This is a genomic window from Microbacterium sp. PI-1, from assembly GCF_004337555.1.
Taxonomy (GTDB): domain Bacteria; phylum Actinomycetota; class Actinomycetes; order Actinomycetales; family Microbacteriaceae; genus Microbacterium; species Microbacterium aurugineum.
The window spans coordinates 1-11,967 of record NZ_SJYZ01000006.1 but is presented as its reverse complement, the minus strand read 5'-3'; the positions used below and the strand labels follow the sequence as shown (position 1 = coordinate 11,967).

12 protein-coding genes are annotated in these 11,967 nt (G+C 68.3%); 6 read left to right on the top strand and 6 right to left on the bottom strand.

All coding sequences use genetic code 11. The features are described 5' to 3' along the window. Positions 1-112: 112 nt before the first annotated feature. Positions 113-1,099 (bottom strand): class II fructose-bisphosphatase, encoded by a 987-nt coding sequence (glpX, locus tag E0W80_RS07085; RefSeq protein WP_047523222.1) that lies wholly within the window; start codon positions 1,097-1,099, stop codon positions 113-115. Between the two features lie 185 nt (positions 1,100-1,284). On the opposite strand from glpX, the gene fbaA reads away from it, so the two are divergent. Further along, positions 1,285-2,313, top strand: coding sequence for a class II fructose-bisphosphate aldolase (fbaA, locus tag E0W80_RS07080; RefSeq protein WP_047523221.1), 1,029 nt, complete (start codon positions 1,285-1,287; stop codon positions 2,311-2,313). 81 nt (positions 2,314-2,394) lie between these two features. On the opposite strand, the gene E0W80_RS07075 is transcribed toward fbaA, so the two are convergent. The 4 genes from E0W80_RS07075 to E0W80_RS07060 all read right to left on the bottom strand — a co-directional run bounded on the left by E0W80_RS07075 (position 2,395) and on the right by E0W80_RS07060 (position 6,353). Further along, the gene (locus tag E0W80_RS07075; RefSeq protein ID WP_131491863.1) at positions 2,395-3,654 is read right to left on the bottom strand and encodes a hypothetical protein; all 1,260 of its coding nucleotides are present in this window, start codon (positions 3,652-3,654) and stop codon (positions 2,395-2,397) included. A 30-nt stretch (positions 3,655-3,684) separates the two neighbouring features. Continuing rightward, positions 3,685-4,224, bottom strand: a complete 540-nt coding sequence (locus tag E0W80_RS07070; RefSeq protein WP_131491862.1) for a DUF6264 family protein — start codon at positions 4,222-4,224, stop codon at positions 3,685-3,687. Positions 4,225-4,482: 258 nt separating this feature from the next. Continuing rightward, positions 4,483-5,271 (bottom strand): IclR family transcriptional regulator, encoded by a 789-nt coding sequence (locus E0W80_RS07065; RefSeq protein ID WP_131491861.1) that lies wholly within the window; start codon positions 5,269-5,271, stop codon positions 4,483-4,485. Positions 5,272-5,273: 2 nt separating this feature from the next. After that, positions 5,274-6,353: a 4-hydroxy-3-methylbut-2-enyl diphosphate reductase gene (locus E0W80_RS07060; protein ID WP_194239200.1), complete on the bottom strand. Its 1,080-nt coding sequence runs from the start codon at positions 6,351-6,353 to the stop codon at positions 5,274-5,276. Between the two features lie 64 nt (positions 6,354-6,417). Between E0W80_RS07060 and xseA the strand changes: the two genes are divergently transcribed. From xseA to E0W80_RS07035, 5 genes are read left to right on the top strand one after another with little or no spacing between them, the layout of a single operon-like run. Further along, positions 6,418-7,695, top strand: coding sequence for an exodeoxyribonuclease VII large subunit (gene xseA / locus E0W80_RS07055; RefSeq protein ID WP_131491860.1), 1,278 nt, complete (start codon positions 6,418-6,420; stop codon positions 7,693-7,695). 36 nt (positions 7,696-7,731) lie between these two features. After that, complete coding sequence (locus E0W80_RS07050) at positions 7,732-7,974, top strand: exodeoxyribonuclease VII small subunit (RefSeq protein WP_047523214.1); 243 nt, start codon at positions 7,732-7,734, stop codon at positions 7,972-7,974. After that, positions 7,971-8,624 (top strand): DUF4245 family protein, encoded by a 654-nt coding sequence (locus tag E0W80_RS07045; protein WP_131491859.1) that lies wholly within the window; start codon positions 7,971-7,973, stop codon positions 8,622-8,624. The genes E0W80_RS07050 and E0W80_RS07045 overlap by 4 nt, the downstream gene beginning before the upstream one ends. Further along, on the top strand, positions 8,621-9,295 hold the full coding sequence (locus E0W80_RS07040) for a carbonic anhydrase (protein ID WP_047523212.1): 675 nt from the start codon (positions 8,621-8,623) through the stop codon (positions 9,293-9,295). The genes E0W80_RS07045 and E0W80_RS07040 overlap by 4 nt, the downstream gene beginning before the upstream one ends. Beyond that, positions 9,292-10,713, top strand: coding sequence for a class II fumarate hydratase (locus E0W80_RS07035; RefSeq protein ID WP_047523211.1), 1,422 nt, complete (start codon positions 9,292-9,294; stop codon positions 10,711-10,713). Before E0W80_RS07040 ends, E0W80_RS07035 begins: the two co-directional genes overlap by 4 nt. A 198-nt stretch (positions 10,714-10,911) precedes the next feature. Here E0W80_RS07035 and E0W80_RS07030 read toward each other — a convergent pair whose 3' ends face one another. Further along, positions 10,912-11,742, bottom strand: coding sequence for a DUF559 domain-containing protein (locus E0W80_RS07030; protein WP_131491858.1), 831 nt, complete (start codon positions 11,740-11,742; stop codon positions 10,912-10,914). Positions 11,743-11,967: the final 225 nt, after the last annotated feature.

Genomic DNA, 11,967 nt, shown 5'->3' with positions numbered 1-11,967 from the left:
GCTCACGCCACTCGGAACCGATACCGGCTCGATAACGATGACCCGATGCGCCGCGCGGCCGTCACCGCGAGGACGCGGCCTCAGACCGGGCGGAAACCGGGGACACGCAAGCTCAGAGCCACTTCGAGACGAGGTGCTCAGAAGCGATACGACGCAGTGTTCCGGAGGCACCGCGAAGCACGACGCTCTCGGTGTACACGTAGCCCCGCTCACGCCGTACCCCGGCGACGAGCTGCCCGTCTGTGACACCGGTCGCGACGAAGATCGTGTTGCTCCCCTGCACCAGATCATCGGCCTCGTAGACCTTGTCCATGTCGAGGCCGGCGTCGATCCCCCGCTGGCGCTCCTCGTCGTCGCGCGGCCAGAGGCGTCCCTGGATATGTCCGCCCAGGGCCTTGATGGCGCACGCGGTGACGATCCCCTCCGGGCTCCCCCCGACGCCGACGCACATGTCGGTGCGGGCATCGTGCCGAGCTGCGTTGATCCCGCCGGCGACGTCGCCGTCGCTCATCAGGCGGGTACCGGCCCCGGCATCGCGGATCTCCTGGATCAACCGCTCGTGACGCGGACGGTTGAGCACGGAGACGACGATCTCATCGACGGGCTTGTCGAGCGCACCGGCCAGCTTGCGGATGTTCTCGCCGATCGGAAGGCGGATGTCGACGACTCCGACGCCGGCGGGCCCCGTGACCAGCTTGTCCATGTAGAAGACGGAGGAGGCGTCCAGCATCGTCCCCCGGTCCGAGACCGCGATCACGGAGAGTGCGTTCTGCCGACCGGCTGCGGTCAGCGAGGTGCCGTCGATGGGATCCACGGCGATGTCGCACAGCGGGCCGCGGCCGGTTCCGACGACCTCGCCGTTGAAGAGCATGGGCGCGTTGTCCTTCTCGCCCTCACCGATCACGACACGGCCCTGGAAGTCGACGGTGCCGAGGAACGCGCGCATCGCATCGACGGCGGCACCGTCCGCGGCTTCCTTCGCACCCCGCCCGATGAAGGGGACCGCGCGGATGGCTGCGGCCTCGGTCGCACGGACCAACTCCATCGCGAGGTTTCGATCGGGACGAAGAGGGCTCAGATCCGCTGTCAGACTCACCATGCGGTCAGCCTAGCGAGCGAAGAAGCGGAACTGCCCGGTTTTCCTGCCCGTGACAACGAAGGAATCTCGATTCTTAACGTCACCGCAGAAGCTGGGCCGCCCGCACCCCGTCACGTCTGCGGCAAGTCCGTATGCGCCCCGATAGAGTGGCACCTGTCCCGGCTTCACCTACCGCAGGAGTTCATATGCCCGTCGCCACCCCGGATCAGTACGCCGAAATGCTCGACCGCGCGAAGGCCGGCGGCTTCGCATACCCCGCTTTCAACGTCTCGAGCTCGCAGACGATCAACGCCGTCCTCCAGGGGCTGACCGAGGCCGGCTCCGACGGCATCATCCAGGTCACCACCGGCGGTGCCGACTACTTCGCCGGCCACACCGTCAAGGCCCGCGCCACCGGTGCGCTCGCGTTCGCCCGATACGCCACCGAGGTGGCGAAGAACTACCCGGTCACGGTGGCTCTGCACACGGACCACTGCCCGAAGGACGCTCTGGCCGGCTTCGTGGAGCCGCTGATCGCCGCCTCCGAGGAAGAGGTCAAGGCCGGGCGCAACCCGATCTTCCAGTCGCACATGTGGGACGGCTCGGCGGTTCCCCTCGCGGAGAACATCGAGATCGCGAAGGACCTCCTCCCCCGCATGAAGAACATCAACGCCATCCTCGAGGTCGAGATCGGCGTCGTGGGCGGCGAAGAGGACGGTGTGCAGCACGAGGGCTCGAACGAAGCCCTCTACACGACGTTCGCCGACGTCGACCAGGCTGTGCAGGCACTCGGCCTCGGCGAGCAGGGTCGGTACATCGCCGCCCTCACGTTCGGCAACGTGCACGGTGTGTACAAGCCCGGTGGCGTGAAGCTTCGCCCGGAGCTCCTCGGCGAGATCCAGGCGCAGGTCGCGGCGAAGTACAACACGGGCGCGAAGCCGCTCGACCTGGTCTTCCACGGCGGATCCGGCTCGACCGATGATGAGATCGCGCTGGCTGTCGCCAACGGCGTGATCAAGATGAACATCGACACCGACACGCAGTACGCGTACACGCGCGCGATCGCCGACTACATGTTCAAGAACTACGACGGCGTGCTCAAGGTCGACGGCGAGGTCGGAAACAAGAAGCAGTACGACCCGCGTGCCTGGGGCAAGATCGCGGAGACGGCGATGGCCGCCCGCGTGGTGGAGTCGACCCGTCAGCTCGGCTCGTACGGTCAGTCCCAGAGCTGACCTTTCCGCGTCGAAAGAGATGCCCCGGCCGCGACGGCCGGGGCATCTCTCGTCTGGGGGTCGGTCCGGCTGCCGGACGACCTATCCCTGGCGTCCGCGACGGATGCGTGTGATCCAGATCGCGAGATCGATCAGCGCGTCCACGACGAGCAGGACGCCGAACGACCTGCCGCCTCCGCGCGTCCGTGAGGTCAGCCACATTCCGGCCGAGAACTCCGCCAGTGCCAGCGCGATCCCGACCACCGGCCGCCGCCGAATCGCGTCTCCGAGGCGCGCGAGGGGTCGGTCCCGACGGGTCAGAGCCGTGAACTCTCCAACGCCGGCGATGGCCGTCTCCCGCACCGTCGCCCACGGCCCCAGAGGCAGGAACCGTCGGTTCGGACACGCGCCCTGACCGCCGAATGCGGCGTCGATCAGGTCGGGCGCGATCCCGAACGCTGCCAGGAACGCACGCTGACGAGCTTCGGTACCGACCACTCCCCCCAGCGACTCCGGCATCAGCGCGCGATGGGCCGCATCCACATCGAGCCGCACCATCGCGGCGAGCTCGAGGAGTTCATCACGGCTTCCGTCCCCCTCAGCGAGCAGCCGTCGGCAGATCTCCGCCGTCTCGGGGATACGGATGGCTTCGATGTCGAGAACGGGTCGGGTGCCGCGCTCGGCATCGATCCAGAACGGGATCGGGCCTCCCTTCGGTGGCGTCACTTCGATCCAGGCGTCGGAGTCGACGCGGTTCAGCTCGATCACGGGCAGCTCCGCCCGGGAGGTGGTCCAATCGCCCGTCGGCTCCGAGGTCTCGAACTGCTGGAGAGACCATTCCCCGGACTCCTGGTGATCCACCACCATCCGACGAATCGACGAGAGCAGGCGCGCGACGGCGGGACCCCGATGCGAGAAGGCGCAGACCTGCACGGTGGGGAGGGTGAAGGTCGAGGTGTCCGAGTCGAGCTCCTCGTCTTCCAGATCGTCCTCGTCTTCCTCGTCTCCCACGTCTTCGGGGTCTTCGGGGTCTTCGGCATCGATTCCGTCGTCGTCAGGATCGGTGCCGTCCTCCAACCAGAGCGTGAGCCCCTGAGATCGGAAGGCCTCACGCAGGTCGGCGACAGAGAGCGTCGACGCGATCCGGTCCTCCTCGGAGAGCGTCAGCACATGCCCATCGTCCGTCACCGGGATCGCGAGCAGGGCGGCGGAGTGGTCGTCCCACTCGTCCTCCGCATCCCGCACGCCCGCGGGGACACGCAGACCGGCCAGGATGTCGTGCGCGAGCGACCGAGGGTCGGAGCCATCGCCGCGATCGACGGACGCAGAAGAGATGTGGACGCCGAAGCTGTTCTGAAGCATCCTTCGACAGTACCGGGGCGTCGGCCGCCGCTACGGCCCGACCGACGTGAGGTAGGCCGTGAACGCCGGGTCGCTCATCATCGGGACGGCGATGCACATCGAGACGATGATCCCCGTCACGATCGCACCCACGATCGGCAGCCACCACGTGAGACGCCCGCGACGCAGGCGACGAATGGAGAGTGCAGCTGTGATCGCCCACCCGACGGCCAGGACGATCGCACCGATCGTGCCCCACGTGCGTCCCTGCGCGAAGTTCGTGAACTCCCCGTCGATGCCGAGGATCCTCATGGTCTCGTTCATCACGTTCGGAAGGTCGAGATACGACAGCCCCGTGACGATGACGTTCACCAAGCCGTACGCGAGAAGCGCGATCGTCACGAGCCGATCCACGGGGCGCCGACGCGTGGTCGAGCCATCACCCGGTGCCGGGGACGCAGCGGCGGCGGTCGGTGCGACGGAAGGCGTCGGCGGCGCGACGGCGACCTCGTCCAGCGGCGGCAAGCCGGCGGCTCGGCGCTGCTCCTCCGGCGTTGCGAGTTCGCCGTACTGCGGACGTTGATCGGTCATCCCGCCATGCTAACCGTCCCGGCTTCGCACGGCTCACAGCGAAGCGGCCGGACAGCGTGACACCGCATCACGCCCGGATACGATAGCGGCCCCGGAGAAGTGGGGACTCCTCGGGGCCGCGGACGTGAAGCGCTGGGGACGCATCTCATCCATAGTGACCGCCTGCGCTGGGGACGCTCGGACGATCAGTAGCGATCTCGTATGGCGCTACTCCCCTGATCATAGGAAAACGCATGCCGCGGCACCAGGGGTCTCTGTTCAGATAGTGAACTCCGGGCCTGCATCGCCATCGAGAGAAGCGGCGCCGAGCTGCAGGGACAGTCGCCGCGCCTCGCGCTGCAGCGTCGTGACCAGCGCGCGGTCGACCACGGCGCGGTCCGTGGGCAGGGAGATCGCCAAGGAGGCGGTGACCCCGGGCGCGATCACCGGCACGGCCACACACGTCGCGCCGATCGCGTACTCCTCCTGATCCACCGTCCACCCCGGGGAGTGCTCCAGCTGCGTCAAGAGGGTCCGGCGATCGCTGATCGTGCGCGGTGTGAGCTCCTCCAGGCGATGTCGCGAGAGGTAGTCGAGCCTCTCGTCATCCGGGAGGTCCGCGAGGATCTGCTTGCCCAGCGCCGTCGCGTGGGCACTGGACTGCAACCCCACCCACAGCTCGACGCGCGGGTTGCGGATCGCATCGACGATGTCGACGAGGTGCATCTCACCGTCGTGGAAACGGGAGAGGTAGGCGGTGGCTCCCACGACCTCCGTCACGTCGCGAAGAGCCGCCCGGACGCGCGCGAGGAAGACTCCCCGCGAATCGACCTGCTGCTGGAAGGCGGGGAATCGCGCACCGAGCACGAGCCCGTCCGGTTCGGCGTTCAGATAGCCCTCATGGACCAGGGTGCGCACGAGGTTGTAGGTCGTGCCCGGCGTCAGCCCCGTGATCGCCGCGAGCATCTTGGCAGGCAGCGGACGGGGAGAGTTCGCGACGATGTCGATCAACCGCAGAGCGCGCTGCACCGACCCGATGAGGGTGGGCTCCGCCTCCGCGGCGCTCAACGCTACGCGCCTCCTCCAGCTGCGCGACCGCCGAGCGCCCGCTCGTCGCGTTTCCCCGCGGCATCCTGACGCAGCTCCTTTGGGAGGGAGAACATCAGATCCTCTTCGGCCGTCTTCACCTCTTCGACGTCACGGTAGCCGGCGTCGCCGATCGCGTCGAGGACTTCGCGCACGAGCACCTCGGGGACGGACGCCCCGCTGGTCACCCCGATGGTCTCGACACCGTCGAGCCACTCCTGCTGGATCTCCTCGGCGTAGTCCACCCGGTACGCGGCCTTGGCGCCGTATTCGAGGGCCACCTCGACCAGGCGCACGCTGTTGGACGAGTTGGACGACCCGACGACGATCACCAGGTCGGCGCCCGCAGCGACCTTCTTGATGGCCACCTGGCGGTTCTGCGTGGCGTAGCAGATGTCATCGGACGGCGGATTGTGCAGTTCGGGGAAGCGCGTGCGCAGACGGTTGACCGTCTCCATGGTCTCGTCGACCGAGAGAGTGGTCTGCGAGAGCCAGACGACCTTGTTCGGATCCTTCACGACAACCGTGTCGGCCTCTTCGGGAGAGTTCACGACCGTGACGTGCTCGGGAGCCTCTCCCGCCGTACCTTCGACCTCTTCGTGCCCGTCGTGGCCGATGAGCAGGATCTCGAAATCGTCCCGCGCGAAGCGCACGGCCTCCCGGTGCACCTTGGTGACCAGGGGGCAGGTGGCGTCGATCGCGTGCAGGCCGCGGTCGGATGCTGCGTTCACGACCGCCGGGGAGACACCGTGGGCGCTGAACACGACGTGTGCGCCCTCGGGGACCTCGTCGACCTCTTCGACGAAGATCGCACCCTTCTCCTCGAGTTCCGTCACCACGTGGATGTTGTGCACGATCTGCTTGCGCACGTACACAGGCGCTCCGTAGCGCTCCAGCGCCTTCTCGACGGCCACCACGGCGCGGTCGACACCGGCGCAATAGCCGCGCGGTGCGGCGAGCAGGACCCGCTTGCGTCCGACCACCGGGTTATCCTGAAGCCGCCCGGCCGCCGCCCGCACTCGAGGGAGACGGGGAATGGGAAGATGAACGGCAGTCGAAGTCACCCCTGAATTCTACCGCCGCACAGCTGTGCGGGGCCGGGGAGACTCCAGACGGGAGCGGGAGCGGATGACAGTCTTCGAAGCGACGACGGGACAGGGAGAGACTCCGCCCGCCGACTCCGTCGCCCCGCGCGACTCCACGGCCGACGCACCCACCTCGGTCACCCGCCTCAACTCGACCATCCGCGACTTCATCGCGCGCTGGAACACGGTCTGGGTCGAAGGGGAGATCACCTCCTGGAATGTGCGTGCCGGCAACGTCTTCGCACGCCTGAAGGACACCCGATCCGACGCCCAGATCTCGATCCGCGTGTGGTCGAGCGTTCGCGGGCGCATCCCTTCCGACCTCGGCATCGGCGATCACGTCGTGGCTGCGGTGAAAGCCGACTACTTCGTCAAGGCAGGAGACTTCAGCTTCACGGTCTCGGCGATGAAGCACGTGGGCCTGGGCGATCAGCTCGAACGCCTCGAGAAGCTCCGTGTCCAGCTGCGCCAGGAGGGCCTGTTCGACCCCGCCCGCAAGCAGCGCCTGCCCTTCCTCCCCCACGTCATCGGGCTGATCACGGGTGAGCGGTCGGACGCCGAGAAGGACGTGCACCGCAACGCCGAGCTCCGCTGGCCCCAGGTCCGGTTCCGGACCGAGTACGCCGCGGTCCAGGGCGACCGATGCGTGCCGGACACCCTCGCCGCGCTCGCACGGCTCGACGCCGACCCGGACGTCGACGTGATCATCATCGCCCGGGGCGGCGGCGACCCGCAGACCCTCCTCGGCTTCAGCGACGAGCGACTCATCCGCGCCGTCGCCGCTGCGTCCACCCCGGTCGTCAGCGCGATCGGACACGAGAACGACCATCCCCTGCTCGACGACGTCGCCGACCTGCGCGCATCGACGCCGACCGATGCGGCGAAACGCGTCGTGCCGGACGTGGGTGAACAACGTGCCCTCATCGCCCAGCTGCGCTCGCGCGCGACGACGCGCCTCACCCAGCGCCTCTCGCACGACATCGCGCAGCTGGAGCAGCTCCGCTCGCGCCCTGTCCTGCGCTCCCCCGATCCGATCATCGACGCCCGCTCCCAAGAGCTGTGGCTGCTGCTCTCGCGCGGGCGCGACACCGTGACCCGGGAGATCGATTCCGCCGGTCGGCGGACCGGGGAGCTGCGTGCCTCCCTCCGCGCGCTCTCCCCCGCGGCCACGCTCGCGCGCGGCTACGCGATCGCGCACCTGGACGGCGGCGTGATTCTGCGCGACGCCGCCGATGCCCCGGCAGGCAGCGCCCTCACGATCACCGTCGATCGCGGCTCCGTCGCTGCGCGTTCGGAGGGCGAGATCCCGGAGTCCCCCTGAGCCGGAGCGCCACGCCGCACGACGTAGGATGGAGGAGTGAGCGCCCTCAACGACACCCCCGTGGACACGCTGTCGTTCGAGGCAGCCCGTGACGAGCTCGTCAAGGTCGTCGCCGAACTCGAACAAGGGTCGCCGACCCTCGAGCACTCGCTCGCGCTCTGGGAGCGTGGCGAGGCGCTGGCCGCCCGGTGCGAGGAATGGCTCCTGGGCGCGAAGCGCCGTCTGGAAGAAGCCAGGGCCGCATCATCCACCACCGAGACCTCGGGCGCGGAGTCATGAGCAAGCAGACCAAGCAGCCGCCCATCATCGCGGAGCTGGGTCGTCCGGAGACGCCGGACGAGACCGCAGCGCGCAAGGCCGCCTCCAGCAAGGCGTATCGCTCGAGTCAGACGTTCCGGAACCTCATCGCAGCTCTCCTCGTGACGGTCGCCGTGGTCGCCGTGATCATCTTCGCCGTCCCCCGCGGGGAGCCGGTCGAGCCCGAGCCGATCGACGTCGCCGGCATCGCCGCGGGTGTGGAATCCACGATGGACAGCCCCGTGCTGGTTCCCGAGCTGGGCGACTTCTGGCGGGCGAACAGCGCGAAGCTGCTCGGCGGCGCCACCGTCGTCTGGGAGGTCACGCTGGCCCCGTCCGCCGATGACGAACGCGGGTTCATCAAGGTCGCTCAGGCCTTCGACGCCGATGCGTCCTGGGCTCCGCAGCGCCTGAACGGCATCGCCCCCACGGACACGGTCCGCATCGGCGGCCTCGATTGGGACGTCTACGAGCCGGGCAACGCCGATTCGAACGCCAACGTCACCTACGCGATCGGCACCCAGGCCGGCGACGACTACATCCTGCTCTACGGCTCGCGCTCGCCCGATTCCACGGCAGAGCTCGCGGAGTCGCTGATCCCACAGATCCGTTCACTCTCGGAGGCCTCATGACGCACCCCTTGACTCCTTCCGCAGCCTGGCAGCAGATGCTGGACGGCAACCGTCGATTCGTCGCGGACGAGCCCCGGCACCCGAACCAGGACGTGGTACGGCGCAAGGATCTCGCCGCGGCGCAGCACCCCGTGGCGACCCTCTTCGGCTGCTCGGATTCCCGCCTGGCGGCCGAGATCATCTTCGACCTCGGTCTCGGCGACCTGTTCGTCGTGCGCAACGCCGGTCAGGTCATGGGCGAGTCGATCGTCGCGAGCCTCGAGTACGCGGTCGCCGTGCTCGAGGTTCCGCTGATCGTGGTCCTCGCGCACGATTCGTGCGGAGCGGTCCGCGCCGCGATCGACGGGACGGCGATCGATGCCGCTCCCCTCCCGCCGCACATCTGGAAGCTCGTCGCGCCGATCGTGCCCGCCGCGCGGAAGGTCCTCGCCGAGAGCGGCGGCGGCACGGTCGCCGACATCGACTCGGAGCTCGTCGGACGCGAGCATCTCCGCAACACCGTGAACGACCTGCTGCAGTCCTCCGAGATCATCAGCAACGCCGTCGCCGAAGGTCGTCTCGGCCTCGTCGGCGCGAACTACCGTCTGGCCGAGGGCACCGCGACGCCGGTGATCACGGTCGGCATCGACACCGAGGGGAACAGCCCCGTGACCAAGGAGGGTTCGGAATGACCGACAACGACCAGCGCAGCGGCGAGAGCTCGCAGGGCTACCGGATCGAGCACGACACCATGGGTGAGGTGCGGGTGCCCGTCAACGCGCTCTACGGGGCGCAGACGCAGCGGGCCGTGGAGAACTTCCCGATCTCGGGCAAGGGTCTGGAGTCGACGCAGATCGCCGCGCTCGCCCGGATCAAGAAGGCCGCCGCCCTTGCCAACAAGGAGCTGGGCACGCTCGACGGTGCCATCGCCGACGCGATCGCCCAGGCTGCCGACCAGGTGGCTTCGGGTGCCCACGACGGTGAATTCCCGGTCGACACCTACCAGACCGGTTCCGGCACCTCGTCGAACATGAACATGAACGAGGTGCTGGCGACTCTCGCGACCCGCATCCTCGGTGCGACCGTGCACCCCAACGACCACGTGAACGCTTCCCAGTCCTCGAACGACGTGTTCCCGACCTCGGTGCACATCGCCGTGACCCAGGCGCTCATCGACACGCTCATCCCCGCGCTCGACCACCTCGCCGTCGCGCTGGAGGCGAAGGCGGAGCTGTGGAAGGACGCCGTCAAGTCCGGCCGTACGCACCTCATGGATGCGACGCCTGTGACCCTCGGCCAGGAGTTCGGCGGCTACGCCCGCCAGGTGCGCCTCGGCATCGAGCGCGTGCAGTCCGCCCTCCCCCGCGTCGCCGAGGTTCCCCTGGGCGGCACGGCTGTCGGCACCGGCATCAACACCCCGCTCGGCTTCCCGCAGAAGGTCATCGCGCTGCTCGCGTCCGAGACGGAGTTGCCGATCACCGAGGCGAAGGACCACTTCGAGGCACAGGCCAACCGCGATGGTCTGGTCGAGGCATCCGGCGCACTGCGCACGATCGCCGTCTCGCTGACGAAGATCAACAACGACCTCCGCTGGATGGGCTCCGGCCCCAACACGGGTCTCGGCGAACTGCACATCCCCGACCTGCAGCCCGGCTCCTCGATCATGCCCGGCAAGGTCAACCCCGTGGTCCCCGAGGCCGTCCTCATGGTGTGCGCCCGAGTGATCGGCAACGACGCGACCGTGGCCTGGGCCGGGGCCTCCGGGTCTTTCGAGCTCAACGTCGCGATCCCGGTCATGGGCACGGCGGTGCTCGAGTCCATCCGCCTGCTCTCGAACGCTTCCCGGGTGCTCGCCGACAAGACCATCGACGGTCTGCAGGCGAACGTCGAGCGTGCCGCCGCCTTCGCCGGCATGAGCCCGTCGATCGTGACCCCCCTCAACAAGCTCATCGGCTACGAGGCGGCGGCGAAGATCGCCAAGCACTCGGTCGCGAAGGGCATCACGGTGCGCGACGCCGTGATCGATCTCGGCTACGTCGAGCGGGGCGACCTCACCCTCGAGCAGCTCGACGAGAAGCTCGACCTCCTCTCGATGACCCACCCGGGCTGATCCGAGCGTTTTCCGGATGCCGCGAGGACACGTTCCTCGCGGCATCCGTGGTTTGCGGCTCCGTTTCGGGCTTCGGCTCCGGGGCTCCGGCCCTCCGTCCCTGGTTCCCGGTACGGGTGCATGAGCCGCCGTCACATGCATGAGCATCCGGCGCTGCTGGTCATGCATCTGCTCGCACCTCATGCAGGTGAGCGGAATTCACGCCCGCGCTCGCGCCAAGGCAGCCAGAACCGCGGCCGCGACCACGTCCCACGAGTGCAGGATCATCGCATAGTCGAAACGGAGCGTCTCGAAGCCGAGGTCGGAGGCCCTCGCGTCTCTTAAGAGATCTCGATGACGGTGCGCGGATCCGGCGTGGTTCTCGCGGCCGTCCGCTTCGAGGATGACCCGGCCCTCGATCACGAAGTCCACCCGCCCCACGCCGGTGATGGCGACCTGGAAATGCACCTCGATGCCCATCAGGTGGAGCCGCAGCCGCACCAGGGACTCCAGACCGCTCTCGGCATCGGGGCGCGCGAAATCGACGAGCCAACGCGCTGTCAGTGGGAGCCGGGCGCGGATGCTCGCTCGCGCGGCAGCACTCAACATCCTCTTGTTCCACGCCGACTCGTACGCGGCGAAGAAGAACTCTGCTCCGTAGCAGGTGAAGGCGTGCACCAGCGCCACGTCGATCGGAGCGACGCCGAGATCCATACGACCGGGGGTGAAGTGTGCGATGCAACCGCATGACGGCGGGTGATGTCGCCGACCGCCGACCCCCATCCAGACATGCACCTGAGTCGGCTCCTCCAGCGTCCACACCTCTCTCGCACGCAGCGCACTCCCGCAGGTGAGGGCACCGCCGTGAGCCGCCGCCGTGATCGCCTGGTCGGACGCCTCTCCCGACGCGAACACTCCCGGTCGCACGCGGCTTATGCGGCCTGATCTGCACTCCGCGGAGAGCCGTGAACGCGAACACCCGAATCCCTGGAGCGTGGTTCCGCGCGCGACTCCCCCGAGGTGCTTGAGGATGAACACAACGTCGATCATCGTGTCATCCTCACTCCGGCGGACGACGCCTCTCGTCCACCATCCCGAGGGCGGTGGGACGCGGCGCGAGGTCGGCGACTGTGCAGGAGAGGACTCCGCGGAAGCACGAGCTCTTCGAGAGCTCAGATGCCGGAGGACCGCACACCCGCATGACCTCACTCAGGCGAACAGTCATGCATCCGGAAATCCGTCATGCAACCGTCCCGCCCCACCGCCCTCGGGATG